We start from the raw sequence: 25,861 nt of genomic DNA, 5'->3' as shown, positions 1-25,861 counted from the left end.
ATAACCTGAAGGTCGTAGGTTCAAATCCTACCCCCGCATCCAATAAATACCATACACAAATCCCAGATAAATCCCTAAACCCACACACCACTAAAACATACCCTTGCCTCTGTGATAAGCTTATCCCAAAAAACTAAACCGACATTGGTACCATGCCGCTAATCACTTTGCTGGGAATAGTTACATCAAAGTGCATTTTAATTATTATTTAATTAACTTTTCTGGTAGGTGATGTTTCTCAAATTTGCATCAAGCATTAAGTGGGATAACGGATGTATCAGAATGCGGTGAAAATCGAGATGAAAAAATCTCACTGTAGCTTTTTTCTCTTGTTTTTAGGAAGCATGGTATGGGGGTTAGCTTTTAATGCGCTCCCTACTTATGCAGCACCTGTTGGTGCGGTAGCGACAGCGGCGGCTAGTGATGGGGCGAAGACCTCTCCGATGGTGATGTCCGGTACCGCAGGAGAATGGGGGTATCGTTGTCTATTTCCCCCGACTAATCCGGCAGCGGGGCCGCAATTCTGCGTAATGCAGCAAAGCCTAATGATGCAGGGAAGTATTTAAAAGGGTTGTCTGCCTTGATACGTTAGTCAGTTGACTTTCTTTATAAGTGTTTATCAAATGAATGTACTTATAAGTAGACTATAATTATTTTTGATATATTATCGAGTATCTTACGAATTGACTTACTATACATTTTTAATGATTATTGGAATAGTAATTTTAATCAGATTATATTTAACGTGTTAGGAGCGGATAAAATATCTCTTTGTGAAAGAGATACCTACTTCATTGTAAAAATCGACTAACTTAACCAATGCAATGACTGTGTTGATCCTGTGACAGAATGGTGTCAAGGCAAGGAAGATTCTTGGTGAATATATTTCCACGGTGAAAGGAAGTTTTGGGGAGTTAAGATTTAGATAATGAAAGAGATGTTTTTGTGTTGTAAAAAATGAAGATAGATTTTATTATTCTTTAGTTAATTATTTTTAAATTGATATTAATTTGGGTGTTTATTTTGTGGAATATTCATATTTGTTTGGAGAAAATCCAATATTAAAAAATTAAATATATCTATACATAATAATATAAATTATAGACTTCAAAATATTTATATTAATCTATATTGGGATGAAATGAAAAATGAGATTTTTTTGATTTTATGTTCTTTCAGTTTTGATTTTAATCCTTTAGTAAGTCATTATGTCACTCATATGTAAGCGAGTGCAAATTCGTAGTTTCGCGGGGAGAGGGTAATGAATATCAAACGAGGAATGTTCCTAGCGTTTTGTGTCGCAACAGGGGCGATAGCGTCTTCTGCTTCTTCTTGGGCGGCTGATGGGACACAGGCGACGCCGGTTGTTATTTCTGGCTCAGCGGCAGCATGGACGTATCGTTGTGTGTTTCCTGCGGATAATCTTTCACAAGGTCCTCAAGTATGTTTAGCCCAGCAGGCCTTAACAGTGCAGGGTGATAAGGGAAAAACCGAGGCATTGGGTGCGGTTATTTTAGCGCGCGCAACGGAGAATGTTACCACAACGCCACTTACACGCCGTCCGTGGCGGTTGACGGCTATGGTGCCGCTTACTCTTTCTTTAAAGACGGATGTACGTGTTGTTTTGGACGACAATCCTCCTATCAAATTGTCGTGGCAATCTTGCGCTACGGCGGGCTGCATGGCTTCACTTGATTTATCAGCAGACCAGGTTACGCGGTTAAGGGTGGGGAAGACAGGCCACATCATAGCAGACAAAGTTGGAGGCGGTACGCTGACCATCAATTTTGCGCTTGATGGCTCTAATGCTGCTTTGCATCAACTAGATAGTTGGATTCAAAAGTCGCCTTTCCATCAGTAAAATAACTCAAGGGAAGGTTCTTCTCTTATAGAGGTTTGGTTGCCCCTGTTCCGACATTTTGGACAGGGGCAATTTGATTCGGGCCCTTTCATTGTTGGTTAGAATCTGGGGGCTGCCAAGCTGATAAAGGCGATGGGAGCCTTAAAATAGGACTATATATAGTAGTAATTTTTCTCATTTATCACATGATATGGTGTCTCATTCATCTGATTCGCGCTCTTATAAAAAACTTTAATAACTCCCATAATTGGCTATTTTCTCACTTTTTTAGCCTGCCTCTGGGGAGAGTAAGGGGTAAAGTGTTATCTTCTTGTTGCAAGTGATAAGAGTTCTCATCTAACGTCACTCTTGAAGCAAGTCGCAAAGAGGGAGAGGCCCCATGACCGTCCAAATCGCAGAACAGCATGGTACTTATGCTATGCCCATGGCCACATTGGTGCGGGAGGAGCAAACAGCCTTATGGGCGTTGCGTTATTTATTAGGACCGCGGTGCTGGCGGCGTTCTAAGTCTTTAGCAGGGCTGGTAGGACAAGAGGCGGAGCGTTTGCAGGAGCGGTTTCAGTCCTTGTTCCTCCATGCTGTTTGCGCCACAGCCGCTTTGGAATATTCTGCAACGGAGTCTCATCTGCTTGACCTCCTTGCAGCGATGCAAAATGCACCGGAGGAGCAGGTTCTTCATACGTCATTAGGGGAGGCGTTGATGCATCTTGGTCAGGCTTTAGCGGCGTATGGATATTGGTTGCCTACGCGGGAGAGGGCGGAGGAAAGCATGACAAAAATGCCAATGCCAGCCCTGGCGCAAGATAATTATCCAGCGATGATGGAAGCCGCTGAATAATAAATATCCTCCTGAAATTGGATAAGATTGTTCATTCTGTCTTGAATCCAAATTGATGGCGGTGTTTCTATACGGGTTCTTTGTCACAAACGGCTGGAGCCTAAAGTGGAAGTTCAGTCCATCATCTTCCCAGAAGGGATGTCTCTCCAATGTGGGGAGGTCATCGCTCCGCTGGAGGTGGCCTATCAGACTTATGGTACACTCTCGCCAAAGCGGGATAATGCGATTGTCATTTGCCATGCTTTTACGGGAGACCAGTTTGTCGCCAGCCCGCACCCTGTTACGGGGAAGCCGGGCTGGTGGTCGCGTATGGTTGGCCCCGGCTTGCCGATTGATACAGAGCGTTTTTTTGTCATCTGTGCCAATGTCTTAGGGGGCTGCATGGGGACGACCGGCCCCACGACTATGCGGGCGGGGACGGGTAAGCCATGGGGGAAGGATTTTCCTCCCATCACAATGCACGACATTGTGGCGGCTCAGGTGAAGGTGATTGATCACTTCGGCATTGAGCAATTATTTGCCGTTATTGGAGGATCGATGGGGGGGATGCAAACCCTCACATGGGCTACAGATTACGCTGAGCGTGTTTTTGCAGCTATGCCGATTGCGACCTCTCCCTTTCAATCGGCGCAGAATATTGCGTTTAATGAGGTCAGTCGGCAGGCGATTTATAGTGACCCTGATTGGCATGGGGGGGATTATCAAGCCCATGATGTTATCCCAGCGCGCGGTTTGGCTGTAGCGCGTATGGTGGGGCATATTACTTATCTCTCAGAAGAAGCTCTAACGCGGAAGTTTGGGAGGGAGATACGGCCGGGAACGATGCCCGCCCCCAATTCGCCTTTAGCAGCGTTACCTTTTGGGGGGATGTTTCAGGTCGAAAGTTATCTGCAATATCAAGGATCTAATTTCACACGGCGGTTTGATGCACATTCTTATCTGACAATTTCTCGTGCGATGGACTTCTTCGATCTCGGCAGCGAGCATGGGGGTAATCTAGCGGCAGCTTTTCAGCAGGTGCGGACGCGTTTTTGTGTTGTGTCCTTCAGCTCGGATTGGCTGTTTCCCACGGCACAATCAAGAATGCTGACGCGGGCGATTAATCAGGCAGGGGGACATGTCTCTTTTGTTGAGATTGAGAGCGACCGTGGCCATGATGCCTTTCTGTTAGAAGAGCCGGATTTTGATCGCACAGTGCGCGGTTTTTTAAACGGCGCGGCGCGTCATGCGGGCTTACCAGCGGGGAGGGATGATCATGCGGTTTGATCAAGAATTGATTGCGACTATGGTCGCACCGCAGAGTCGGGTGCTGGATATTGGGAGCGGGGATGGCAGTTTGATTGATTATCTCTCCCGCCAAAAAGGCTGTGACGCCCAAGGCTTGGAGCTGGATATGAAGGCCGTGACCCAATCTGTTGCGCATGGTTTGCCCGTTATGCACGGGGATGCTGATGAAGTTTTGGCGGATTATCCAGAAGATACATTTGACTATGTTGTCCTACAGCGCACCCTCCAAGCGGTGGAGCGTCCGCGTGAGGTTTTGCACCATATGTTGCGGATTGGGCGAGCGGCTTTGGTCTCCTTCCCCAATTTTGGGCATTGGCGTTTACGCTGGCATTTAATGCGTACAGGGCGTATGCCTATGACATCGGTTTGGCCAACCCCATGGTATGAGACATCTAACATTCATCCTTGTACGATTTATGACTTCTTCGCTTTATGTGCTGAGGACGGTTATGTGGTGCGGAATTGGATGGTTGTGAATGGGGATAAGCGGTCGCGCTTGGCCGAGCAATCGCCCCATTTGGCGAATATGTTCGGGGAGCAAGCGTTGTTTTTACTGCAAAAACAGGCGCGATAAGGATTGATAGAGCGGGATGTGATTTTTCTCTTGTTATAAGACAAAAACAGTCCTATTTAGAAAGAGACGAGATAAGCCTTCTTTAAAGAAGTGTTTTAGGCGTTCGTTTTATGTGGTGTTGCCAGATGGATGCTGGAATAACGCCGGTTTTTTGAGGAAACATCATGAGCAGTTTTCGCGCGCTCGGCTTGGCGGCCCCCATTTTGCAAGCCTTGGATGAGGAGGGCTATAAGACGCCAACGCCAATCCAAGCAGGGGCGATCCCTCATCTGTTAAAGGGGAAGGACCTTTTGGGTCTTGCGCAGACGGGGACGGGCAAAACGGCAGCATTTGCTTTGCCGATTTTGCATTATTTATTGGAGACGCCTCGCAAAGCGACCCCGCGCGGGGCGCGTGTGTTGGTGCTGGCCCCTACGCGGGAGCTAGTGGCGCAGATAGGCGATAATTTTGCGGCCTATGCGCGGCATATGAAGTTCTCTTACGCTGTGATTTTTGGTGGTGTTGGGCAGAATCGTCAGGTCGAAGCGATGAAACGCGGCGTAGATGTCCTCATCGCTGCCCCGGGGCGTTTGTTGGACCTTGTAGGGCAAGGCCATATCGACCTCTCCACACCGGAGATTGTCGTGCTGGATGAAGCAGACCGTATGTTGGATATGGGCTTTGTGCATGATATTCGTAAGGTTGTAGCGCGCTTGCCAGAAAAACGACAGACGCTCCTTTTCTCCGCGACTATGCCAGCCTCTATTCGTGACTTAGCGCATTCTTTGCTGCATGAGCCCGAGACGGTGCAAGTCACGCCGGAATCCAGCACGGTGGATCGTATTCGTCAGGCGGTTCTATTTGTCGATTCAGCTCAAAAGAAAGAAGCTTTGATGATGTTGGTCAATAATGACCGTGTCGTGCGGGCTGTTGTCTTTACGCTGATGAAGCATGAAGCCAATAAAGTGGCAGAATATCTCAGTAAGCATGGGATTCCCGCAGCGGCGATTCATGGCAATAAGTCCCAAGGGGCACGTGAGCGTGCCATGCAAGGCTTTCGGGATGGGAGTGTCCGCGTGTTAGTCGCCACAGATATTGCCGCGCGCGGTATTGATGTGGATGAGGTTTCTCACGTCTTTAATTACGATTTGCCGAATGTGCCAGAGGCTTACGTCCATCGCATTGGCCGTACAGCGCGTGCCGGTCGTGAGGGTTGGGCTGTATCCCTTTGTGAGGCAGAGCAGCGTGCATGGTTAAAAGAGATTGAGAAGCGCATCAGCAAGGCTGTGCCTGTGATTACGGACCATCCTTACCATTCTGATGACGCGCAGAACTCCACATTGCCGCCGCCTGTTTTAGGGGGAGGCCGTGGGCGCGGTGGTCGTGGCCGTGGTGGCCCATCCGGTGGGGGCCGTGGTCGCAGCCCACGGGCGGCGTCTACCCGTCCATCCTCCTCTGGTCGTGGTGGGGCAGGGCGTTCACGCGGGCGGCGGTCGTCCTAAAAAGCTTTGTGGTTATGTGTGTTATGCGTGGCAGCCCCGTTTTATGCGGGGCTGTTTTGCTATGGGGGTGCACCCTACGTTAGGGGGAGGTCATAGGGGTAAAGCTAAGGAGCATCAGATTATGCCAGCACAAGAGACGCATAAACCCGCAGAGCTTATCTGGGGCCATGGGCCGAAAAAATTAGAGGTCTTTTTAGAGCCAACATGCCCCTTTTGTGTGCGGGCCTCACGTAAGTTAATGCCCCTCTTAGCCCATGTAGGGGAGGAGGCTATGACACTGCATATTTATCTCCATTCCCAACCGTGGCATCTCTTCTCTGGCGTGGTGACGCGCTGCATTTTGGCTGCGGCTGCATTGCCAGAGGGGCGCGATAAAGCGTGGCAAACGTTGCGGAGTGTGGGGGATCATCGTGAGGAGTTCGAGTTCGCTCATCATTATGAGGGCGCGAATATGCACACCACGCCGGAAGAATTGTTAGAGCGGCTAGAGGTCTATACGCGGCTTAATCTTGCGGTGCCGTTCCGTCTAGCAAGCGTGACGGAGGCTATTAAAGCCCATACACGTTATGCACGGCACAATAAGATTCATGTCTCACCAAGTTTTATGCTGAATGGCACGTTGGATGAGCGTTTCCAAAGCGGGCAATCGGTGGAGGAATGGGCGGCTCTTTTGAAGTGAGCTAGCATGGTTACGGCGTCTTCATGGCGTTGTAACGCAGTTGCCACGAGATACGGTGTAGTGAGGCATATGGAAAAGATTTTTCATTTAAGGCGGTTTGTGATGAATTACACCGGTATTTTAGTGGTGATGGGGTGGCTGGGTGTTGCCGGTATGCCGGGTGTTGCTGGCGCATATGATGGTCAGTCCGTGCCTTTGGGGCATGTACAGCAGATCAGCGTTATACGGGGGCCCGGTGGTAGTTATGCTGGGAATATCGAGAAGGATGGAACCATAAGGGGAGAAGGTGGCAGCTATCTTGGAAGCATAGAGCGGGATGGGACTGATGGGGATGCCCCACTGTCTGACGCAGACCGGAAGGCAGGTGCTTTGATTCTGCTTCATCGCCTGCCTCACTGACCTTTATGCCGATTCATAGTGCGTGGCAGCCTTCTTCAAGATGTGAGGAAGGCTGTTTTTTATGTGCCAGGATGAAGCCTAGGGAAATTGAATCTCATTGCTTTGGCGAATGCGCGCCAGATGCGGGAAAAGCCGCTGGAAAGCAAAATGATGCATCTCCTCATCCAGCCCCGCGGTGAGGTCCTCTAGGATAATGACGTGATAGCCATGTTCATGCGCGGCGCGGGCGGTGGATTCCACGCCCATATTGGTAGCGATTCCGCCCAGTACGATGGTGTTTATCCCTCGCCGGCGTAGTTGGAGGTCTAAATCGGTTCCATAAAACGCGCCCCATTGATGTTTTGTAACGCGGAGGTCTCCCTCCCGTGCCAAATCGGGGACGAGTTCCGCCCAATGAGCGGGTAGAGATGTATTGGGGTCATGCAAAGGCTTATCGACAGGGGCGGATAGAGCATCTTTTCCATCAGCAGCAAAGGCGACATTAACCAGCACAACCACTGCTCCAGCGTGGCGGAAACGCTCCGCGACTATCTTGCTCGCAGCTACGACTTCAGCCCCGCTGCGTGGTGCTGTGGGCAGGGAGACAATGCCTTCTTGGAGGTCGATGAGGATAAGGGCTGTGCGGTGAGGGTCAAGCGTATGTGGCATAGAGGGCTCCTAATTACGAAGGGTTAAGTGGTAATTCATGTTGAGGAGGCGCAGCAAGAGAAAGCTATGAAAAGAAGGGGCCATGAGCCTTATGGAGGATGAGATGCACTATATTGGTCTTCTGCTGGCGATAGGATGGTTGGGCGTGATAGGGATGCCGAGTTTCGCGCGGGCCCATACGATACGCTATGAGGGCAGTGCTGATCCCGAGGCACATTTGGAGGTAATGAGCAGCGTGCAAGATGGCATAGGCCATTACGCAGGGACGGTAGATTCACATAATGACGATTCTGGCTTATCTGAGAATGACCAGCGGGGGCATATCAGTCTTGCAAGGGCTGCGCTTGTGCCATGGCAGCATAGGCCCCACCGTGAAGGGGAGGCGATGAAGCGTCTTAAGTGAGAGGAAAGAAAGGTTAGGGATATGCCACATACATCATCACATGAGCATAAAGCCCCCCATGCTAGCAGTTCCCTGCATGAGCTCGCCCGCAAGGCAATTCATTCGCCAAAACTGCTTACAAAGGATGAAGTGTTGGAGCTTGCTCATCACGTTCTCAAAACTGGTGAGCATGCGACAGAGGCAGAGCGCGAGATTGCTAAAAAGGCTCAGCATAACCCAGAAGGGCTAGAGGCCGCACAGATCACCAAGCTTGGAGAGCGCGCCCAGTACGACCATCGCGGCTGAAAACGTGCCGACTACCCTTACAAAACGCAACGGCTCGTCTTCTATCATAGGGAGATGAGCCGTCTTTGTAAGGACGACCTTACATGGCTCGTGGCGGATGGGGTGGGATTCGAACCCACGGTACGCTTCCACGCACGCTGGTTTTCAAGACCAGTTCCTTAAACCACTCGGACACCCATCCAATCTGCGGCTGTTGATACTGTCTCACGCGAATAGCGTCAAGCGGTGTTCGCGGTATGGGGGTATAAAGGGTAAAGAAAAAGCCACCCCGTTATAGAGTGGCTTTTTCCGTATATCCCCGCGAGGGCGAGGAACGTTCTTCCATAGAACCGATGAAATATTCGACTATCGGTTCATCCCCGCAAAGGCGAGGAACTTAGGAACGGCTAAAAAGTGATTACATTTTTTGGATGGATATCGCGATTACTGCAGAAATATCGATCTGCTTCTCATCCGCGGGGTGGTTGATGAGAAGAGGGAGAACGGTAGTTAGTATGAAAAGACTGGTATGTAACCAGTTTTTTATGTTAGAGTGAGGTGCATCATACTTCATGATAATCTCCGTATCTGTTGCATGGAGGCATAGAACTGGTGAGGGGCGACTCACCAGTTCTTTTACCATGGAATAAAGATAGCTCCTTCCATGAAAGAGGTCAACGCATGAAATATCCTACTATCTTCATGAAACCCATCACTCTCCCTTCAGAGCCGCAAATTGCGCCTTCATTGTTGCATTGCCGCGTGTGAGTTTTTTGATGGTGACGTCCTGGGCTTTGTCATTGGCAAGGCGGAGGTTGTTGCCCGAACTCAGCAGGTTTTCTTTGATTTTCTGAAGGTGGGAGATGGATTTATCAATCTCCTCAATCGCTTTGTTAAACTGCTTATGGGCGAGGTCGTAATTGCGGGAGAAGCCGTTTTTAAATGTCTCCAGCTTCTCCTCAAAATTGGTGACATCAATGCTTTGCTGGCGTGTGAGTTCTAGTTCTCTCTTATAGGTTAGCGCATTGGTGGACGCGTTGCGGAGGAGGGAGATAATGGGGAGGAAGAATTGCGGGCGGATGATGTACATCTTCGGGTAGCGATGTGAGACATCCACAATGCCTGTGTTATATAGCTCATTTTCTGGCTCTAGCAGGGAGACCAGCACGGCATATTCGCATTTCTTCTCCGTGCGGTCTTTGTCTAACTCTTTGAGGAAATCTTCATTCTTCTTTTTGGTGGCGGTGCTGTCATTTTCGTTCTTCATTTCAAACATGATGGAGAGGATTTCCGTTCCGCTTTCATCCATATCGCGGAAGATGTAATCGCCCTTACTGCCAGAGCGTGCGTCATTATCTTTCTCAAAATACGCGCGCGGGAAGGCCATAGCGCGGGAGCGGTTAAACTCCACCTCGCAATGCTGCTCCAACGTTTCCCCAACCATTTTGGTGGAGAGACGGGCCTTCATGTCCTTTAGCCGCTCGATGTGGTCGTCACGGTCCTTTAGCTGCAACTCGTAACGCTCTTTTAGTTGCGTGGTGGCGAGGCGGCTTTTGAGTTCAGCTTCACTTAAGGTGTTTTGTAGGGTGTCACGTTCCTTCTGAATCGCGTCCACCGCCTTCGTAATAGCAAGCTCTTGCTCTGTTTTGCTTGCTGATAGCTTGGCTTGGAGGGCATGGATTTCCCGCTCCTTAGCTTGCACAGCCTCTTGTAGCTGGGCCTTCTTTTCTGCTTCAGCGAGGCGGGCGGCGGCTTGCTGGTCGGCTTCATGTCGCTCAAGCTGGTTTTTAAGGGCTTGTATTTTCGCATCACGCTCATGAAGGGCCTGATTCATCTCACGCTCGGAGGCCAGCTTAGCGCGCTCGGCAACAAGACGTTCCTCCTGGGCAGCAGCTTCCAACTTTTCATGCAGGGCCTTGGAGAACTCCTTATCGCGCACTTGTTTAACAATGTCAGCATAGCCTGCATTATCAAGCGAGAACGTCTCATGGCAGTGCGGGCAAGTAATGTTATGTGCGGTCATGGAGCAGCTTTCAGGAGGGGGAGAGGGTTAGAGAACGCGTGTTAGAGCGGGATTAGGATAGCTTTTTGATATGGAGGTTAAAGCCATGCGCATGAGCCTCTTCCAAACCGGGACGAAGCTCCCGCGTTTTAGGGTCGTAATCCCCACTCGCTGCGGAGCGGAACGCAATAGGCGGCGTGGTTTCTAACGTGGCGAGACGCTCCCGGAAGCGGTCAACAACAGCTGGGAAGCCTTCGCCATAATCTTCTAGCCGGTCGGCGTTATAGACGAGGAAGGACGGCAAGGTAGCAAAGCCTGTATAAAAGAGCGTGCCGTGAGTGAGCGGGAAGAGGAGGTCCTCAATAGGGCCGCAAATGCCGCGGGCGGCGTAGTCATGTTCTGTCCCGCCGATTGTCACGCTGAGCATGGCGCGTTTGCCCTTCATGCTTCCATCGCCGTAGCTTTTGCCTGTGCCATATGCAAAGCCAGCAGAAAAGACGCGCTCAATCCATCCCTTTAAAATAGCCGGAGCAGAAAACCACCAGAGGGGGAATTGGAAGATAACCGCATCAGCCCAGAGGAGCTTTTCTTGCTCCTCTTTAACATCTTCGGTCAGTTCTCCACTCTTATAAGCTTGGGCAGAGGAGGCTGCGACATTAAAAGGCTCGCCCGTTGTTTGATGGGGGAAGTCAGCACGATCAACCGTGGCTTTCCACTCCATGCGATAAAGGTCGGATAGACGCACTTCATGGCCGAGGGAGCCGAGTTCTCGTGCGGCAATATCAACCAAAGCCCCATTGAGGGATTGGCGTTCAGGATGGGCGAGGACGATGAGAATATTCATGCTGTAACCCTTTGTGAGTCCGATCATCATATAAAGAGGCCCACTTAGGCTACGCTTCTGCTGCAAGAGAGGCAACAGAAGGTAGGGCAGAGTGGGAAATGCTTGACGGAGGGCGGTAGAGGTCGTAAAGGCATAAAAAGTTTACGGACACGTCACTCCGCGAGGGTTCGCGCAGTGGCGCATTTGTCATGGAATTAAGGATAGATCGTGTTCGAGCAGCTCTCTGGCAGAATGTCGAAGGTCTTTGAGGGTCTCTCCCGTGGGGGGAAGCTTTCGGAGGGTGACGTCACCGAGGCCATGCGCGAGGTTCGCTTGGCCATGCTGGAGGCCGATGTCGCCCTGCCTGTGGTGCGCAGCTTTGTCAGCAAGGTAAAGGAGCGCGCTGTTGGTGGTGAGGTGCTGGATGGCGTCTCCCCCGGTCAGGCTGTGGCGAAGATTGTCAATGATGCGTTGATTGAGGCTCTGGGCGGGGCGGGGGCTGTTCCGCTTAACCTCTCTGCCCCGGCACCGATTCCGTATCTTTTGGTTGGTTTGCAGGGGGCGGGTAAAACCACGACCGCCGGTAAGCTGGCTTTGCGCCTTGCTAGCCGGGAGCGTAAAAAGGTGCTGCTGGCGAGCTTGGACGTGCAGCGTCCCGCCGCGCAGTTGCAGCTTCAGCAAATTGCTGAGCAAGTGAGGGGACGGACGGAGGGGTTAGTCACCTCATTGCCGATAGAGCAGGGGCAAGGGCCGGTTGATATTGCCCGCCGCGCGCTAGAGGCTGGCCGTCGTGAAGGCTTTGATGTCGTTATTTTAGATACCGCAGGGCGTCTGGCGATTGATGAAGCTTTGATGGATGAGGTCCGTCAGGTCCGTGACGTGGCAAAACCGGTGGAAACGCTGCTGGTTGTAGATGCCATGACCGGGCAAGATGCCGTTAATACCGCCCAATCCTTTAAGGAGCAGGTCGGGCTAACAGGCGTGATTATGAGCCGTATGGATGGTGATGCCCGTGGTGGTGCCGCCCTCTCCATGAAGGCCGTGACAGGGGAGCCCATCAAATTCACCGGCTCTGGTGAGAAGATGGACGCTCTGGAAGAGTTTCATCCTGAGCGTGTTGCAGGGCGTATCCTCGGTTTAGGCGATGTCGCCGGGCTGGTGGAAAAAGCGTCCGAGCAGCTTGATCAGGAAGAAGGTGAGCGTGTTGCCAAGCGGATGCTCGCCGGCAAGTTTGATCTGAATGATTACGTCTCACAGATCAATCAAATTAACCGCCTTGGGTCTATCTCTGGTATTCTTGGTATGTTGCCGGGGATGGGCAAGCTGAAGGATAAGCTCGCGGGGAAGGATTTGGATACCTCCATCTTCAACCGGCACAAGGCGATTATTTCCTCCATGACAGCGCAGGAGCGCAAAAACCCGGAGATTATCAAGGCGTCACGCAAGAAGCGTATCGCTCTTGGCTCTGGGACGAGCGTGCCAGAGGTCAACCGGCTATTAAAGCAATTTAGCGAGATGGCCACGATGATGAAGCGGCTTAGTAAAATGGGCGGCTTAGCAGGGTTGATGCGTGGCATGGGGGGTGCTGGTGGCCTAGGTGATATGCTCAAGGGGATGGGCGGTCCAGCTGGCCGACCACCTTTTGGCTAAGTGTCTGCTTGGCTGTGTGTTTTTTGTAATGTTTTGATAAGGCAGGAGTTATTATGAGCCTGAAGATTCGTCTATCCCGCGCAGGGGCGAAGAAGCGTCCGTACTATCACATTGTGGTGGCCGACAGCCGTAGCCCGCGTGATGGCCGTTTTGTAGAGAAGGTCGGGGCTTATAACCCGATGCTTCCTTCCGACCATGCCGAGCGTGTCCGTCTTAATGACGAGCGCATTAAGCATTGGCTGGAGAAGGGCGCGCAAGCGACCGACCGTGTGGCACGTTTCCTCGGTCATGCAGGGTTGGCTCCGAAGCCGACCTTCCATGAGCAGCCGAAGAAATCTGCACCGAAGAAGAAAGCCCAAGAGCGTGCTGCTGCCGCTGCTGAGGCCGCTAAGGCAGCCGAGGCCGAGTAAGGCCTAAGCGGGAGATTTCCTCTTGTCACAATCTTCGTCACATCAGGATGTTTTGGTGGCCACAATTGGCCGCCCGCATGGTGTAAGGGGCCTTGTGCGCCTGCATCCTGCCACAGAGCATCCCGAAACTGTGGAGGCACTTGGCCCTCTGCATGATGAGACAGGGGCTATGTGGCATATACGCTGGAAGGCACCGGGCATAGCGGCCATTCTAGGGCAGGATGGCCAGCCATTACCGGACCGTACAGCGGCAGAAAAGCTGGTGAATCGTAAGCTCTATGCAGCGCGTGAGGCATTGCCAGAGGCAGATGAGGATGAGTTCTACCATATTGATCTCATCGGTATGGAGGCCTCTCTCACCTCTGGGGAAGCAGTTGGGCGTGTTGTGAATGTCCATGATTATGGGGCAGGTACAAGCTTAGAGCTGGAAACAGGGCAGTTGATTCCTTTCACCATGGCGTGCGTGCCGGAGCTAGACATAAAGGCAAAACGCCTTGTGATCGTTCCGCCGGAGGCTGTGGAGGTAGAAGGGGATTTAGCTGGTGAGGTAGAAGTCCGCTCATGACATGGCAGGCTGATATCTTAACCCTTTTCCCGGAGATGTTCCCCGGCCCGCTAGGTTGTTCTTTAGCAGGCCGTGCGTTAGAGCGAGCTTTATGGGCGTGCCATACGCACGACCTTCGCCCCTTTGGGCGGGGGGTGCATAAAGCTTTGGATGACGCGCCTTTTGGCGGGGGAGCAGGGATGGTTATGCGGCCTGATGTGCTGGATGACGCCCTAACCAGTGTAAAGCAGGTAGGCGATAACCGCCCGGTGATTTATCCAACACCGCGTGGGCATCGCCTAGGGCAGAAGGATATTGCACGTTACGTTCAGGGGGATGGGGTTATCATTCTTTGTGGACGGTTCGAAGGGGTGGATGAGCGCGTGCTGGAGAAACATGCAGTCGAGCAAGTCTGCATGGGGGATTTTGTCCTTTCAGGGGGAGAAATCCCAGCGTTAGCCCTTTTGGATGGTTGTGTGAGGCTTCTGCCGGGTGTGATGGGGTCCGCATTAAGTGGGGAGGAAGAAAGCTTCTCTGCTGGATTGTTGGAATATCCTCAATATACACGGCCTGCATGTTGGGAGGGGCGCGAGGTTCCTCCGGTTCTGCTATCTGGCAATCATGGGGAGATCGCCCGTTGGCGTGATGAGAAATCCATTGCTGTAACGCGGACGCGCCGCCCAGACCTCTGGGCTGTGTATGAACGCTTTCAGTACGATTGAGTTTGTTTTTGCAGGAGTTTGAGTATGAACATCATTCAGCAATATGAGGCGCGCGAAATGGAGCGTCTCGCTGCTATCCGTAGCGTGCCAGAGTTCGCCGCAGGGGATACAGTGCGCGTTGGTGTGCGCGTTGTGGAAGGCACACGCGAACGTGTTCAGGTGTTTGAGGGGGTCGTGATTGCCCGCTCTAACCGTGGCCTTGGCAGCAGCTTTACGGTGCGTAAAGTCTCCAATGGTGAGGGGGTGGAGCGTGTTTTTCCTCTTTTCTCCCCTGCGATTGCTGATATTACAGTAGTGCGCCGTGGTAAGGTGCGCCGTGCGAAGCTATATTATCTGCGCGGTCGCTCTGGTAAGTCCGCTCGTATTGCCGAGCGTCCACGCGATGTGAAGCAGGAGGGCTGATTCTTCAGCTCTCATTAAAGGAGATGAGAGAGAATGCAACATCCGGAAACCCCTAGAACTTTATACGATAAGATCTGGGATGATCATGTGGTGAAAACCCTTGATGACGGAACAAGCCTTCTCTACATCGACCGGCACCTCCTCCATGAGGTGACCAGCCCGCAGGCTTTTGAGAGTTTGCGGGCTGCGGGCCGCCCAGTACGGCGTCCTGATGCCACAATGGCTGTGGCAGACCATAATGTTCCAACCTCTGACCGCTCCCAACCGGTGGAAGACCCGCAGAGCCGCCTTCAAATTGAAACATTGGAGGCGAATGTTAAAGAGTTTGGCGTTCCATATTTTCCTTTACGGTCCCGCCAGCAGGGCATTGTGCATGTGGTTGGGCCAGAGCAAGGCGTTTCCCTCCCCGGCATGACGATTGTGTGCGGGGATAGCCATACCTCCACCCATGGGGCTTTTGGCTCTTTGGCTTTTGGTATTGGTACGTCCGAAGTCGAGCATGTGTTAGCAACCCAGACGCTGCTTCAGAAGCGTAGCAAGAATATGCGTGTGCGGGTTGAGGGTGATGTCGCACCGGGCGTGACGGCAAAGGACATCATGCTCAGCATCATTGGCCGTATCGGCACAGCCGGTGGGACAGGCCATGTGATTGAGTTTGCAGGTTCTGCCATCCGTAATCTGGATATGGCTGGGCGCATGACGCTGTGTAATATGTCTATCGAGGCCGGAGCGCGCGCAGGCATGGTCGCACCGGATGAAACGACCTTTGCGTATGTAAAGGGCCGTCCTTTTGCCCCGCAGGGTGAGGCTTTCGAGCAAGCCGTGGCTTATTGGAAGACGTTAGCCACTGATGATGGCGCGCATTTTGATGAAGAAGTGGTGTTGGATGCCGCGGCAATTACGCCGTCTGTCACATGGGGGACAAGCCCGGAAGATGTCCTGCCCATTACAGGCACCGTGCCCCGCCCTGAGGAGTTTGCCGACCCAGCCAAGGCCGAGCGCATCCGCCGCACGCTGGCCTATATGGGGCTAGAAGCAGGGCAGAAAATTGCCGGCACACCGGTGGATGTCGTCTTTATTGGCTCTTGTACGAATAGCCGTATTGAGGACCTTCGCGCCGCTGCGGCAGTCCTCAAGGGGCGTAAGGTGGCCGAGGGTGTGCGCGCGATGGTCGTGCCGGGCTCTGGCCTTGTGCGCTATGCTGCGGAGCAAGAAGGGCTGGACAAAATCTTCCGTGAAGCCGGGTTTGAATGGCGCGAAGCGGGCTGCTCTATGTGCTTGGGTATGAACCCCGATAAGCTCAGTGCAGGGCAGCGTTCTGCGTCCACCTCCAACCGTAATTTTGAGGGACGGCAAGGCCCGGATGGGCGGACGCATCTTTGCTCTCCCACTATGGCCGCTGCGGCGGCTGTGACAGGGACGCTCTGTGATGCGCGTGATTTGTTAAAGCCTGAATTGGCAGAAGGAGCCGCTTAATCATGGAAAAATTTACACGTTTAACCAGCGTTGCAGCGGCTCTCCCACAAGAGAATGTGGATACGGACCAAATCATCCCCGCTCGTTTTCTTAAAACCATTCATCGCACGGGGTTGGGTAAGCATCTTTTCGCCGGGCAACGTTATGATGCGCAGGGGAAGGAAAACCCGGATTTCGTGCTGAATAAACCAGCCTATCGTAAGGCTGGTATTCTCATCACGCTAGATAATCTGGGCTGTGGTTCTTCGCGCGAGCATGCCCCTTGGGCGTTGTTGGATTTCGGTATTCGTTGCGTTATCGCGCCCAGCTTTGCCGATATTTTCTATAATAACTGCTTTAAGAATGGCATTTTGCCCATTCGCCTGCCGCGTGAGCAATGCCTCGCTCTGATGGAGGATGCGAGCCATGGTGAAAATGCGCGCTTAACCGTTGATTTGGAAAAGCAAGAGATTCATCGCCCTGATGGTGAGGTCGTGACGTTTGAGATGGACCCGTTCCGCCGTCAGGTTCTTTTAGAAGGGCTGGATGATGTGGCTCAAACGCTGAAGACTCATGAGGAGGCCATCCGCGCTTTTGAGGCCCGGCCTTCACGCGCGTGGGTGCCTTCAACGAAGCAAGCTAGCCGCCCGCAAAGCGTCATTGGCGCAAAAGGAGAAACAGTATGAGTGCCTCACATAAAATCCTTTTGCTGCCCGGTGATGGCATCGGACCAGAGATTATGGCTCAGGCGGTCAAGATTATTGATTGGTTGAAGGCCGAGCGCGGGCTTAATGTTGACTTGTCGGAGGACCTTGTCGGTGGGGCGTCTCTGGCTAAATATGATGTACCCATCCGCGATGAGGTGATTGCTAAAGCAAAAGCGGCCGATGCTGTTTTATTTGGCTCGGTAGGGGACCCAGCATGGAAGGATGTCCCCTTTGACCGCCGGCCAGAGGTGGCTATTCTGCGCTTGCGTAAGGATTTGAATCTTTACGCAAACCTACGTCCTGCCAAATTGTTCGACCCGCTATTATCGGCATCTGCGTTAAAGCCGGATGTGGTGCGTGGGTTGGATTTGATGATTGTGCGCGAGACGGTCGGCGGTGTGTATTTTGGCGAGCCGCGCGGTATTGAGACCCTCCCCGATGGCACAAAGCGCGGGATTAATACCGAAGTTTACACCACAGCCGAGATTGAGCGTGTGGCTCGTGTAGCGTTCGACCTCGCTCGTTTGCGGAGTGGTCGTGTTTGCTCGGTAGAGAAGGGCAATGTCATGGAGAGCGGCCTGCTCTGGCGTGAGGTTGTGACGGACCTACATAAACGTGAATATAGCGATGTCACGCTGACCCACATGTTAGCTGATAATTGTGCGATGCAGCTCGTGCGGGACCCACGGCAATTTGATGTGATGGTTACGGGGAATCTCTTTGGGGATTTATTATCTGACCTCGCCTCGATGTTGACGGGCTCTTTAGGCATGTTGCCTTCTGCCACATTAGGCACACCGGCCGGGAGTGATAAACGCGCGGCTTTATATGAGCCCATTCATGGGAGTGCACCCGATATTGCGGGCAAGGGCATTGCGAACCCGCTTGCGCAAATCCTCTCCTTAGCGATGTTACTGCGTTATTCGCTGGAGCGTGGTGAGGATGCTGCGTTGATTGAGCAAGCCGTGTCTGATGTTCTGGCCTCTGGGTTACGGACGGCAGATATTGCGGCGGCGGGCGATACCCCCGTGGGGACTGAGGAGATGGGTGCGGCTGTTCTCAAAGCATTGCGCGCCCGCGCTTAAGTGCAAGGGGCCTAAGAAGCCCCTGTTAAAGATGTAAAGAGGAGTGGATATGCCACTTGCTGCCACGCGGATGGGGCGTATTTTGCCTAGCCAGACCATCGCCATTACGCAAAAGGCGCGGGCTTTAAAAGCAGAGGGGCGGGATATTATTAGCCTCTCTGCCGGGGAGCCGGATTTTGATACGCCTGACTTCATCAAACAGGCAGCGATAGAGGCAATCCAGCGTGGCGAGACAAAATATACAGACGTAGCGGGAACACCGGCCTTACGCCAAGCTGTTGCTGCGCGGTTGAATGCTGATTTCGACCTTGATTACCGCGCGGAGGAGATTTGCATCTCTACAGGCGGTAAGCAGGTCATTTATAACGCCATGGTCGCGACATTGAATGAGGGGGATGAGGTCATCATCCCGGCCCCGGCGTGGGTCTCTTACCCTGATATTGTACAGCTGGCTGATGGTAAGCCGGTCATCGTACCCACGACGTCCGAGACGGGGTTCCGTCTAACAGCCGAGCAGTTACGGGCAGCCATTACACCGCGGACGCGTTGGCTGATGTTGAACTCCCCCTGTAATCCGACAGGCAGTGCGTATTCTCGTGAAGAGTTAAAGGCCCTAACAGATGTGCTGCTAGAGCATCCGCAGATTTGGGTTTTAACGGACGATATTTATGCCAAGCTGACCTATGATGGGCGGCAGGCTTATACCATCGTGCAGGTAGAGCCGCGCTTGCGGGAGCGTACCCTTACGATGAATGGTGTCAGTAAAGCCTATGCCATGACAGGCTGGCGTATTGGTTTTGCTGCCGCCCCCGTGCAGTTGATAAAGGAGCTGATAAAGCTGCAAGGCCAAAGTACGAGTAATGCCTGCTCTATCGCCCAAGCGGCGGCCTTGGCGGCTGTGTCTGCCCCGCAAGATTTCATTCAAGAGATGGTCTCTGTTTATCAAAAACGGCGGGACCTCGTGGTCGCAGCCCTTTCCCGCGTGCCGGGGCTTATATGCCCTAAGCCGGAAGGGGCTTTTTATGTGTTCGTCTCGGTGCAAAATCTGTTGGGTAAGCGCACAGCAAGTGGGCATGTGCTGAAGAATGATGAAGATTTCGTCACGGCCTTGCTGGATGAAACCGGGGTTGCTGCCGTGCATGGCACTGCGTTTTTGATGCCGGGTTATTTCCGTGTGTCATACGCGACAAGCACGGAGCTTTTGGGGGAAGCCTGTCGCCGCATTGCCCGTTTTTGTGAGGGGCTAGCCTAATGTTTAAACCAGCTGAGCGTTTAGCGACATTACCCACACCCGCAACCATTGCTATGGCCGCGCGTGCGCGTGAGCTTAAAGCGCAGGGTAAGCCGGTGATTTCCTTAGCCTTGGGCCAGCCGGATTTCCCATCGCCTAACGCCGCGTTGGAAGGTGCGGTGGCAGAAGTCCGCGCGGGGCATACTGGCTATCCGCCAATTCCCGGTCAGAAGCCGCTATTGGAGGCCATTGCGGCAAAGTTTAAGCGGGATAATGGGTTGGATGTATCGCTAGAGCAGTTGATGGTCTGTAATGGCGGCAAACAAGCTATTTTTAATGCGTTTATGGCCTCCTTAAATGAGGGGGATGAGGTTGTTGTTCCCGCTCCTTATTGGGTGAGTTATCCCCTCATTGCGCGGATGTTTGGTGGTGTGCCAGTGGAGGTCCCTTGCCGGGAGGAAGATGGCTTTCGCCCACAAGCAGAAGCGATTCGCGCAGCAATCACCCCACGCACGCGTTGGCTTGTGCTGAACTTCCCCAATAATCCGACCGGGGCTATTCTAGAGCGCGCTGATTTGGAGGCGATTGCTGCCGTGTTGCGCGATGCCCCGCATGTCATGGTGATGAGTGACGAGATTTACGAGCATCTCACCTTTGATGGTAAAGCGCATCTTTCTTTGCTCAATGTCGCGCCGGATTTGGCAGAGCGTGTCCTCATCATCAATGGGATGAGCAAAGCTTATGCGATGACTGGCTGGCGTGTCGGCTTCGCTTGTGGTCCTGTGCCGCTCATTAAGGCGATGATTAAAGTACAGGGCAATGCGACATCCGGCATTTGTACCTTGGCACAAGGCGGGGCCGCCGCGGCTTTGCGGGAAGATATGGCCGGGGTGCAGGCGATGCGGGCAACTTATGAGCGGCGACGTGGCGTTGTGGTCGGGGCTTTACAGCAGATTACCGGGCTTAGCTGCGCTATGCCGCAAGGGGCATTTTATGCTTATCCCGGCTTATCTACTTTGATGGGCATGCATTCAGCCGGGGGGCGTTTGTTAAAAGATGATGTTGCCTTTGCTGAGGCTCTGTTGGAGGAGGCGCATATCGCTACAGTTCCCGGCTCTGCCTTTGGTTATGGCCCACATTTACGGCTCTCCTTTGCGGCCGCTGATGCAGAGCTTGCCGAAGCCTGCGAGCGATTGAAGGATTTTGTGGCGGGGATAAAGGGCTAGGACGATAGTTGTTAGCAAAAGCGTAACAGCGCAACTGTGAAAATACTTCTTAAAAGTCGGCCTTTCTTGATAAGCCGTGATTTCCTGCTAGGGTGCGGGCACGTCATCAGGAGGATAGGTGTTTGCGGTGAGACGAAAACGGCCAATTTTTTATAAAGCCTCACGGAAAGAGGTATCAGTTGCTTCTACGCTTGGTCGTATGTTTGTGTTGTTGGGGCTGACATTCGGCTTCCTTCTGCTCGTGCGGTTTTATCGCCCTGTATTTCCTCTTGTGCAGTATGTGGCTGGGACAAGATGGTGGCAGCAGCTTTATAGCCTATTCCATATCGAGACCGCTTTGGGGCGGGAGCAAATGTTGCTCCTTGGCATTGTGTTGGCGTGTTTTATGTTGGCCCTGCTGATTCAGCTTATCGGGTTGTGGCTCTTACATAAACTCCGCAGTCGTTAGGGCTTCTTTTGCCCTAAAGCGGATGATGCCACGCACAACCATGAGAGGATGATCATACTGCCTCCAAGAGGGGCAAGCCGTGCGAGAAGGAGATACCCAAAGCCATGTAAGGCGACGGGGATGCTAAAAAAGGTGGTGCCGAGTGCGAGTCCTAAGCATCCTATAGTAAGGCGAAGCGGATGCAGGCGGGTGACGCCTAGGGTAAGAGCGCAAAGTGCAATACCGTGCCATAAAGCAATATCAGCGGCTTTTTGCACCATGCTACGCCCTTGTGGTGGGAGGAAGGCGGCATCAGGTAGATGCGTTGCAAGTGCCTGTGTTGCCACAGCAAGGCCAGCATAAAGAGCACCAAGTGCGAAAAGATAATGTAATATCTTACACATAGAGTGGGGAATCATCCTGTTATGTGGTGGCATATTGAGTATAACCTGATGTCATTCTAAGAGACGCCCATTGTTTCAGTTGTTTTGAGGGATGAGAAGGGGAAAATTGTATGAGACGTTATTCTATAACCTGCATCGCATTTTTAGCGATGGGGGGATGTATGTTCCCGCCGAATCCTCCAAGGGTTCCCCCCTTGCCAAAAGGCCCTACAGCATCGCTTAAGCTTGCTGCGGCAGATGTGGGTATAGTGCAGAGCATTGATTCTAAAGCCGTTTATATGAAGGCTATTGCAAGTTTAGCCGCAACCCATAGTGAGGATGCCCTTATTAAGGGTTTTGCAAGTCAGCTAGCGCAAGATTACGATAAAACGCATGTTGCCGCGCAGAAGATTGCAACGAACTTTAATCTTACTTTGGCGGATACATCCTCGCCGGTGGAGAAAGCCCGTTTGGCGACGTTGGGCAAGCTGTATGGGCGGCCTTTTGATAAGGCCTTCTTATACGATATTACCCATGCTTCCACGGCTAAAGAGCGAGCCACTTTAGTTGCTGTGCAGAAAAATGGGAGTATAGCCGATGTGAAAAGCCTTGCAACTGCAGTAGCAACTTTGTTGGAGCAGTGCCGTACTCAAGGTAATGGGTTATATCATCGTTAACTTGTTTTTGACTTTTTTGTGATGATGTGGCAGAGGCAAGTAGTAGCTCACAATAAAGGTTCGTTATTCTCTCTAAATGTGATGCATCATTCTTCTTCGAGGGGGGATTTTGTAGAGAGAGGGGTAGGGTAACGGGCCTAGCTGTATCACTTTATTGAAGATTGTTGAAATTATAGACAATGCAGGATGAATCATATCTGAGTGAACATTCTCTCCGTGAAGCGTTGGAGAGAATGGGGATGGGTAATAAAGGGAAGACAAGCCCGCAAGGCAGTGAGGGCACATCACGCCCGCAAGCTCATCAGGAGGGGCGTGGTCCCTCTAGGGCGCGGGTAGGGCAGCAGACCACAGCAAGGCGGCGGCGTTTTGCGGGGGATGATACCGTGGTCGTGGAGCATCAAACTCTTACGCGCCCCGGGCAGAAGCGGCATACAAACCGCGCGGCTATCACGACAGAAGCGGGGCAGGAGCAAGAGCGGCTCAAGCAGAGTTTACAGCGGGAAAGACGCCGCGCTCATGACGCAGAGGCAGAAATTGCGCTTTTGGGGGAACGTGTCCGTACGGCGACAACGCAAATAACGCATTTGCGTCTCCAAGTGGATGAAGGGAAGACTGAACTCCGAAAACGTGATGAGGAGATTTTACGCCTTCGTTCGGAGCTGCATCAACTGAAGGAGCAACAACGCAAAAAATCTGCGGCGGTGGAGACGGTGAAAACAGCTCCATTGGAGACGGATGAATCTGGCCAAGAGCCAGTGCAATGGTGGAAGGATTAAGGGGCTATGCCGCGGCATGGGCAAGAACGGGTGGCGGCGCGCCCGTTAAAGATTGTCCATGTCGGGGATTTCTTTTTTAGTTTGAAGAAGAACGCCCCTAGCCAGTTTAGCGTGGGGGGAAAGCTCTCTCATGGGTTAATCCGCAACGGGCATCACGTTATTGATGTTTCCTACCGCGATATTGCGCGTGCAGGGGGATGGTTTGGCAGCCGCAACTTAGGGCGGCGATATTTATGGCGTGCGTTGAAGGCGTTTCTCGCTCTTAGTGCGCCGGACCTTCTTTTACTAGGTCATGGCTACATGATTCCCCCGGCTGTTATTGCGGAGATACGCCGCCAGCAGCCGGGTATGCTCATCGTTCAATGGAATATTGATGCATTATTTGTTCCCGATAATGCACGGGATTTTGCAGCGCGGCATCAGGTGGTGGATGCAAGCTTTATCTCCACAGCAGGCTCTGTTGTGCGAGAGTGTGTGGGAGAGGAAGGGCGCGTCTATTTTTTACCGAATCCGGTAGATGCCAGCATTGAGCGTGGCCGAGCGTTTGCGAATCAGTTTTTGAAGGCGGACCTTTTTTATTCTTGTGGCAATCCAGCGCGAGAGCGGCTCATTTGTGGTCAGAGCTGGGAGATGAATCGGTTTTGCCAGATGTTAGAGGGGACATTGCCGCCCACTATGCGCTATGCGTATGCTGGGGTACGCGGGCAACCTTATGTGAACGGGCCTTCTTACGCCGCATTGCTAGAGCAGAGCGCAATGGGTCTTAATATTAGCCGCCGCGCAGATTATTACCTCTATAGTTCTGACCGTCTTGCGCAGATGATTGGCAATGGCCAGCTTGTGGTTATGGAGCGGCAAACAGGGTATGACCGCCTCTTTTCTGACCAAGAAATGGGCTTTTTTAATACGCTGGAGGAGCTAAGTGAGATGCTGCGCTTCTTCCATCACCACCCCAAGGCGCGGCAAGCGGTCGCGCGGGCGGGGTGGCAGCGTTATCATCAGCTGTTTAATGAGCGTGCCGTGGCCAATTATTTGATTGGCCAGACACTCGGCACGCTTTTGGAGGATGAGCATAGGTGGCGGCATATAGCCGCCATATAGGGGACGGACCTTACTTACTGCACATGCTCTTGGAACTGCGCAGCCCGCAAATGTGTGCGGTTATATGTCAGCTCATCATGGTTTAATTGGAAGCCGATTTCCATAGAGTAGGGGCTAATTTGCGGGTTGTTCCCTGTTGGAATATCAATAAAGCGTAAGGGCGTGTTGGCCTGCATAACCGAGAGAGAGGGTGTTAATTTCACCGTCTCGGTGAAGATTTTTTTATCCACAATCTGTCCATCTTGCAGGATGGCTACAAAATACGGAATGGTCACAGTATCGCCCTTTGCCGCCGGGCCACGCTCTAGCTGAAGGTTCAAGCTAAGACGAACACGGGTGAGGGGGCGTTTTTGTTCATCCTTAGGGCCTGTACGGCAATCACCTTGCACGGCCAGAATATGCGTTGAGGTCAGCCTGTGCGCGGCATCTAGCCCTTTACCATCATAGGTAATGAGGTCGGCTAAGGGGCTGGGTACATCAAACTTAGGGCAGGCGGGGGCGAAGGTGTGGGTTGTGTCTTCACCCTCGCAGCCAGTGAGTAATGTTACGAGCATGAGGGCACTGAGTCCCCCCATCAGGTGGGAGAAAATGCGGGTAGGAGAGGAGAATACAGGCATCGGACTCAGAAAACTCCACAGAAAATTAGGTGCAGGACATTGCAGCAGACGGCAATACAGACGATATAGGGCCCCAAGGGGATGCTTTATGCGCTATGTCCTTGTATGAGGTATCGCCAAACCGTTCAATATTGTATCGTTTATCGCCTGCCTGGGGAAGATTATGTCAGAACAGACGACACCTGTAACCGCCAACTCTGCTAACCCCGGAGCAGATTCGCCGGCCTCTCGGCCTAAATTAAAGATTCTACTCGCCGGCCCGCGTGGCTTTTGTGCGGGGGTGGACCGCGCCATTCGTGTGGTGGAGGAAGCCTTACGCCGCTATGGTGCTCCTGTTTATGTCCGCCATGAGATTGTTCATAACCGTACCGTTGTGGAGGGGCTGGAAGAAAAAGGGGCTATCTTTGTAGAGGAGCTTGATGAAGTTCCTGAAGATGGTCATGTGGTGTTTTCCGCCCATGGTGTGCCGAAATCCGTGCCAGCGGAGGCGCAGCGGCGTAACCTCTTATATTTGGATGCTACATGCCCGCTTGTCTCTAAAGTGCATCGGGAGGCAGAGCGTCATTTTGCCGGTGGTGGGCCGGAGCAGCGTCATATTTTGATGATTGGCCATGCAGGTCACCCCGAGGTTGTGGGGACGATGGGGCAGCTCCCTCCCGGAGCCGTTACCTTGATTAATGATGCGCGTGAGGCTGCTGAGGTTCAGCCAAAGGATGTGAATCGCCTCGCCTTCATTACCCAAACGACACTCTCAGTTGATGATACAGCGGAGATTGTTGATATTCTGCGTACGCGTTTTCCTAATATTGAGGGGCCACGGCGGGAAGATATTTGTTACGCCACGACGAATCGCCAAATGGCGGTTAAGGAGCTGGCTGCGGAATGTGATTTGGTGATTGTTATTGGCTCGCCCAACTCCTCCAATTCGCAACGGCTACGCGAAGTGGCAGAACGCTCTCTTGCAAAGCGTGCCCTCTTGGTGCCGAAAGTCTCCGATATGGATTGGAGCGAATTGAATGGCGTTAAAACATTGGGGATGAGTGCCGGGGCTTCCGCACCGGAGAGCTTGGTGCAGGAGATGATAGAGGAGCTTTCCGCTCGCTATGATGTCACTATTGAGGAGCGCATTGTGAAGGAGGAGAATATCAATTTCCGCTTGCCACAGCCTCTGGCGGATGCGGTCTAAAGC

General features: G+C 52.5%; 30 protein-coding genes and 1 tRNA gene. 25 read left to right on the top strand and 6 right to left on the bottom strand.

The genetic code is table 11. The annotated features are described in order from the left end of the window. Positions 1-344: 344 nt before the first annotated feature. The 8 genes from GM556_RS05195 to GM556_RS05160 all read left to right on the top strand — a co-directional run bounded on the left by GM556_RS05195 (position 345) and on the right by GM556_RS05160 (position 7,119). Positions 345-566, top strand: a complete 222-nt coding sequence (locus GM556_RS05195; RefSeq protein WP_155579459.1) for a hypothetical protein — start codon at positions 345-347, stop codon at positions 564-566. A 695-nt stretch (positions 567-1,261) separates the two neighbouring features. Beyond that, positions 1,262-1,861 (top strand): invasion associated locus B family protein, encoded by a 600-nt coding sequence (locus GM556_RS05190; RefSeq protein ID WP_155579458.1) that lies wholly within the window; start codon positions 1,262-1,264, stop codon positions 1,859-1,861. Positions 1,862-2,240: 379 nt separating this feature from the next. Further along, entirely contained in the window at positions 2,241-2,699 is a 459-nt protein-coding gene (locus GM556_RS05185; protein WP_155579457.1) for a hypothetical protein, read from the top strand. A 105-nt stretch (positions 2,700-2,804) separates the two neighbouring features. Next, the gene (locus GM556_RS05180) at positions 2,805-3,965 is read left to right on the top strand and encodes a homoserine O-acetyltransferase (RefSeq protein ID WP_266137491.1); all 1,161 of its coding nucleotides are present in this window, start codon (positions 2,805-2,807) and stop codon (positions 3,963-3,965) included. Then, entirely contained in the window at positions 3,955-4,560 is a 606-nt protein-coding gene (gene metW / locus GM556_RS05175; protein ID WP_155573393.1) for a methionine biosynthesis protein MetW, read from the top strand. Before GM556_RS05180 ends, metW begins: the two co-directional genes overlap by 11 nt. A gap of 164 nt (positions 4,561-4,724) precedes the next feature. Next, positions 4,725-6,041, top strand: coding sequence for a DEAD/DEAH box helicase (locus GM556_RS05170; RefSeq protein WP_155573392.1), 1,317 nt, complete (start codon positions 4,725-4,727; stop codon positions 6,039-6,041). A gap of 121 nt (positions 6,042-6,162) precedes the next feature. Beyond that, positions 6,163-6,720 (top strand): thioredoxin domain-containing protein, encoded by a 558-nt coding sequence (locus GM556_RS05165; protein ID WP_099027272.1) that lies wholly within the window; start codon positions 6,163-6,165, stop codon positions 6,718-6,720. 69 nt (positions 6,721-6,789) lie between these two features. Beyond that, entirely contained in the window at positions 6,790-7,119 is a 330-nt protein-coding gene (locus GM556_RS05160) for a hypothetical protein (RefSeq protein ID WP_155579456.1), read from the top strand. 78 nt (positions 7,120-7,197) lie between these two features. On the opposite strand, the gene GM556_RS05155 is transcribed toward GM556_RS05160, so the two are convergent. Further along, the gene (locus GM556_RS05155) at positions 7,198-7,767 is read right to left on the bottom strand and encodes a hydrolase (protein WP_155573390.1); all 570 of its coding nucleotides are present in this window, start codon (positions 7,765-7,767) and stop codon (positions 7,198-7,200) included. 82 nt (positions 7,768-7,849) lie between these two features. On the opposite strand from GM556_RS05155, the gene GM556_RS05150 reads away from it, so the two are divergent. Together GM556_RS05150 and GM556_RS05145 are read left to right on the top strand one after the other, a co-directional pair. Next, positions 7,850-8,170 (top strand): hypothetical protein, encoded by a 321-nt coding sequence (locus GM556_RS05150; protein WP_155579455.1) that lies wholly within the window; start codon positions 7,850-7,852, stop codon positions 8,168-8,170. Positions 8,171-8,191: 21 nt separating this feature from the next. Next, a complete protein-coding gene (locus tag GM556_RS05145; protein WP_099027240.1) occupies positions 8,192-8,455 on the top strand; it encodes a hypothetical protein in 264 nt (87 codons plus the stop codon). 91 nt (positions 8,456-8,546) lie between these two features. On the opposite strand, the gene GM556_RS05140 is transcribed toward GM556_RS05145, so the two are convergent. The 3 genes from GM556_RS05140 to GM556_RS05130 form a co-directional block, all read right to left on the bottom strand. Beyond that, a tRNA-Ser gene (locus GM556_RS05140) sits at positions 8,547-8,636 on the bottom strand. Positions 8,637-9,146: 510 nt separating this feature from the next. Next, positions 9,147-10,457, bottom strand: coding sequence for a DUF2130 domain-containing protein (locus GM556_RS05135; protein ID WP_155579454.1), 1,311 nt, complete (start codon positions 10,455-10,457; stop codon positions 9,147-9,149). A gap of 52 nt (positions 10,458-10,509) precedes the next feature. Beyond that, positions 10,510-11,280, bottom strand: coding sequence for an NAD(P)H-dependent oxidoreductase (locus tag GM556_RS05130; RefSeq protein ID WP_155579484.1), 771 nt, complete (start codon positions 11,278-11,280; stop codon positions 10,510-10,512). A 207-nt stretch (positions 11,281-11,487) separates the two neighbouring features. Between GM556_RS05130 and ffh the strand changes: the two genes are divergently transcribed. The 11 genes from ffh to GM556_RS05075 all read left to right on the top strand — a co-directional run bounded on the left by ffh (position 11,488) and on the right by GM556_RS05075 (position 21,139). Next, positions 11,488-12,909: a signal recognition particle protein gene (gene ffh / locus GM556_RS05125; RefSeq protein ID WP_266137487.1), complete on the top strand. Its 1,422-nt coding sequence runs from the start codon at positions 11,488-11,490 to the stop codon at positions 12,907-12,909. Positions 12,910-12,962: 53 nt separating this feature from the next. Continuing rightward, the gene (gene rpsP, locus GM556_RS05120) at positions 12,963-13,319 is read left to right on the top strand and encodes a 30S ribosomal protein S16 (protein ID WP_155573382.1); all 357 of its coding nucleotides are present in this window, start codon (positions 12,963-12,965) and stop codon (positions 13,317-13,319) included. Positions 13,320-13,341: 22 nt separating this feature from the next. Continuing rightward, a complete protein-coding gene (gene rimM, locus GM556_RS05115) occupies positions 13,342-13,884 on the top strand; it encodes a ribosome maturation factor RimM (protein WP_155573381.1) in 543 nt (180 codons plus the stop codon). Then, a complete protein-coding gene (trmD, locus tag GM556_RS05110; RefSeq protein WP_155573380.1) occupies positions 13,881-14,585 on the top strand; it encodes a tRNA (guanosine(37)-N1)-methyltransferase TrmD in 705 nt (234 codons plus the stop codon). The genes rimM and trmD overlap by 4 nt, the downstream gene beginning before the upstream one ends. Before the next feature lie 24 nt (positions 14,586-14,609). Beyond that, positions 14,610-14,987, top strand: a complete 378-nt coding sequence (gene rplS, locus GM556_RS05105) for a 50S ribosomal protein L19 (protein WP_155573379.1) — start codon at positions 14,610-14,612, stop codon at positions 14,985-14,987. A 33-nt stretch (positions 14,988-15,020) separates the two neighbouring features. Continuing rightward, positions 15,021-16,463, top strand: coding sequence for a 3-isopropylmalate dehydratase large subunit (gene leuC, locus GM556_RS05100; RefSeq protein ID WP_155573378.1), 1,443 nt, complete (start codon positions 15,021-15,023; stop codon positions 16,461-16,463). Between the two features lie 2 nt (positions 16,464-16,465). Next, positions 16,466-17,128 carry a 3-isopropylmalate dehydratase small subunit gene (gene leuD, locus GM556_RS05095; protein WP_155579453.1) on the top strand — a complete coding sequence of 221 codons (663 nt, stop codon included), beginning with the start codon at positions 16,466-16,468 and terminating at the stop codon, positions 17,126-17,128. Next, the gene (gene leuB / locus GM556_RS05090) at positions 17,125-18,234 is read left to right on the top strand and encodes a 3-isopropylmalate dehydrogenase (RefSeq protein ID WP_155579452.1); all 1,110 of its coding nucleotides are present in this window, start codon (positions 17,125-17,127) and stop codon (positions 18,232-18,234) included. The genes leuD and leuB overlap by 4 nt, the downstream gene beginning before the upstream one ends. Before the next feature lie 49 nt (positions 18,235-18,283). Next, positions 18,284-19,486: a pyridoxal phosphate-dependent aminotransferase gene (locus tag GM556_RS05085; protein WP_155579451.1), complete on the top strand. Its 1,203-nt coding sequence runs from the start codon at positions 18,284-18,286 to the stop codon at positions 19,484-19,486. Continuing rightward, positions 19,486-20,691, top strand: coding sequence for a pyridoxal phosphate-dependent aminotransferase (locus GM556_RS05080; protein ID WP_155579450.1), 1,206 nt, complete (start codon positions 19,486-19,488; stop codon positions 20,689-20,691). The genes GM556_RS05085 and GM556_RS05080 overlap by 1 nt, the downstream gene beginning before the upstream one ends. Positions 20,692-20,818: 127 nt before the next feature. Then, positions 20,819-21,139: a hypothetical protein gene (locus GM556_RS05075; RefSeq protein WP_370513589.1), complete on the top strand. Its 321-nt coding sequence runs from the start codon at positions 20,819-20,821 to the stop codon at positions 21,137-21,139. On the opposite strand, the gene GM556_RS05070 is transcribed toward GM556_RS05075, so the two are convergent. Continuing rightward, positions 21,136-21,522, bottom strand: a complete 387-nt coding sequence (locus tag GM556_RS05070; protein ID WP_196424774.1) for a DUF423 domain-containing protein — start codon at positions 21,520-21,522, stop codon at positions 21,136-21,138. The genes GM556_RS05075 and GM556_RS05070 overlap by 4 nt on opposite strands. Before the next feature lie 110 nt (positions 21,523-21,632). Between GM556_RS05070 and GM556_RS05065 the strand changes: the two genes are divergently transcribed. From GM556_RS05065 to GM556_RS05055, 3 genes are all read left to right on the top strand, one after another. Next, positions 21,633-22,178 (top strand): DUF4142 domain-containing protein, encoded by a 546-nt coding sequence (locus GM556_RS05065; protein ID WP_155579448.1) that lies wholly within the window; start codon positions 21,633-21,635, stop codon positions 22,176-22,178. Between the two features lie 179 nt (positions 22,179-22,357). Then, entirely contained in the window at positions 22,358-22,954 is a 597-nt protein-coding gene (locus tag GM556_RS05060) for a hypothetical protein (protein WP_155579447.1), read from the top strand. A gap of 6 nt (positions 22,955-22,960) precedes the next feature. Next, positions 22,961-24,055 (top strand): glycosyltransferase, encoded by a 1,095-nt coding sequence (locus GM556_RS05055; RefSeq protein ID WP_155579446.1) that lies wholly within the window; start codon positions 22,961-22,963, stop codon positions 24,053-24,055. A 14-nt stretch (positions 24,056-24,069) separates the two neighbouring features. Here the strand turns inward: GM556_RS05055 and GM556_RS05050 are convergent, their stop codons facing one another. Beyond that, a complete protein-coding gene (locus tag GM556_RS05050; protein WP_230873288.1) occupies positions 24,070-24,672 on the bottom strand; it encodes a hypothetical protein in 603 nt (200 codons plus the stop codon). Positions 24,673-24,835: 163 nt separating this feature from the next. Between GM556_RS05050 and ispH the strand changes: the two genes are divergently transcribed. After that, complete coding sequence (gene ispH, locus GM556_RS05045; protein WP_155579445.1) at positions 24,836-25,858, top strand: 4-hydroxy-3-methylbut-2-enyl diphosphate reductase; 1,023 nt, start codon at positions 24,836-24,838, stop codon at positions 25,856-25,858. Positions 25,859-25,861: the final 3 nt, after the last annotated feature.

Source organism: Bombella sp. ESL0378, assembly GCF_009725845.1.
GTDB lineage: Bacteria > Pseudomonadota > Alphaproteobacteria > Acetobacterales > Acetobacteraceae > Bombella > Bombella pollinis.
This window is presented reverse-complemented; position numbering and strand designations above follow the sequence as displayed.

What these genes read in the sequence shown, in the direction of transcription:
- GM556_RS05195 (WP_155579459.1), top strand. Translation starts at nt 345, where the DNA reads ATGGTATGGGGGTTAGCTTTTAATGCGCTCCCTACTTATGCAGCACCT.
- GM556_RS05190 (WP_155579458.1), top strand. Translation starts at nt 1,262, where the DNA reads ATGAATATCAAACGAGGAATGTTCCTAGCGTTTTGTGTCGCAACAGGG.
- GM556_RS05185 (WP_155579457.1), top strand. Translation starts at nt 2,241, where the DNA reads ATGACCGTCCAAATCGCAGAACAGCATGGTACTTATGCTATGCCCATG.
- metW (WP_155573393.1), top strand. Translation starts at nt 3,955, where the DNA reads ATGCGGTTTGATCAAGAATTGATTGCGACTATGGTCGCACCGCAGAGT.
- GM556_RS05170 (WP_155573392.1), top strand. Translation starts at nt 4,725, where the DNA reads ATGAGCAGTTTTCGCGCGCTCGGCTTGGCGGCCCCCATTTTGCAAGCC.
- GM556_RS05165 (WP_099027272.1), top strand. Translation starts at nt 6,163, where the DNA reads ATGCCAGCACAAGAGACGCATAAACCCGCAGAGCTTATCTGGGGCCAT.
- GM556_RS05160 (WP_155579456.1), top strand. Translation starts at nt 6,790, where the DNA reads ATGGAAAAGATTTTTCATTTAAGGCGGTTTGTGATGAATTACACCGGT.
- GM556_RS05155 (WP_155573390.1), bottom strand. Translation starts at nt 7,767, where the DNA reads ATGCCACATACGCTTGACCCTCACCGCACAGCCCTTATCCTCATCGAC.
- GM556_RS05150 (WP_155579455.1), top strand. Translation starts at nt 7,850, where the DNA reads ATGAGCCTTATGGAGGATGAGATGCACTATATTGGTCTTCTGCTGGCG.
- GM556_RS05145 (WP_099027240.1), top strand. Translation starts at nt 8,192, where the DNA reads ATGCCACATACATCATCACATGAGCATAAAGCCCCCCATGCTAGCAGT.
- GM556_RS05135 (WP_155579454.1), bottom strand. Translation starts at nt 10,457, where the DNA reads ATGACCGCACATAACATTACTTGCCCGCACTGCCATGAGACGTTCTCG.
- GM556_RS05130 (WP_155579484.1), bottom strand. Translation starts at nt 11,280, where the DNA reads ATGAATATTCTCATCGTCCTCGCCCATCCTGAACGCCAATCCCTCAAT.
- rpsP (WP_155573382.1), top strand. Translation starts at nt 12,963, where the DNA reads ATGAGCCTGAAGATTCGTCTATCCCGCGCAGGGGCGAAGAAGCGTCCG.
- trmD (WP_155573380.1), top strand. Translation starts at nt 13,881, where the DNA reads ATGACATGGCAGGCTGATATCTTAACCCTTTTCCCGGAGATGTTCCCC.
- rplS (WP_155573379.1), top strand. Translation starts at nt 14,610, where the DNA reads ATGAACATCATTCAGCAATATGAGGCGCGCGAAATGGAGCGTCTCGCT.
- leuC (WP_155573378.1), top strand. Translation starts at nt 15,021, where the DNA reads ATGCAACATCCGGAAACCCCTAGAACTTTATACGATAAGATCTGGGAT.
- leuD (WP_155579453.1), top strand. Translation starts at nt 16,466, where the DNA reads ATGGAAAAATTTACACGTTTAACCAGCGTTGCAGCGGCTCTCCCACAA.
- leuB (WP_155579452.1), top strand. Translation starts at nt 17,125, where the DNA reads ATGAGTGCCTCACATAAAATCCTTTTGCTGCCCGGTGATGGCATCGGA.
- GM556_RS05085 (WP_155579451.1), top strand. Translation starts at nt 18,284, where the DNA reads ATGCCACTTGCTGCCACGCGGATGGGGCGTATTTTGCCTAGCCAGACC.
- GM556_RS05080 (WP_155579450.1), top strand. Translation starts at nt 19,486, where the DNA reads ATGTTTAAACCAGCTGAGCGTTTAGCGACATTACCCACACCCGCAACC.
- GM556_RS05070 (WP_196424774.1), bottom strand. Translation starts at nt 21,522, where the DNA reads ATGTGTAAGATATTACATTATCTTTTCGCACTTGGTGCTCTTTATGCT.
- GM556_RS05065 (WP_155579448.1), top strand. Translation starts at nt 21,633, where the DNA reads ATGAGACGTTATTCTATAACCTGCATCGCATTTTTAGCGATGGGGGGA.
- GM556_RS05060 (WP_155579447.1), top strand. Translation starts at nt 22,358, where the DNA reads ATGCAGGATGAATCATATCTGAGTGAACATTCTCTCCGTGAAGCGTTG.
- GM556_RS05055 (WP_155579446.1), top strand. Translation starts at nt 22,961, where the DNA reads ATGCCGCGGCATGGGCAAGAACGGGTGGCGGCGCGCCCGTTAAAGATT.
- GM556_RS05050 (WP_230873288.1), bottom strand. Translation starts at nt 24,672, where the DNA reads ATGCCTGTATTCTCCTCTCCTACCCGCATTTTCTCCCACCTGATGGGG.
- ispH (WP_155579445.1), top strand. Translation starts at nt 24,836, where the DNA reads ATGTCAGAACAGACGACACCTGTAACCGCCAACTCTGCTAACCCCGGA.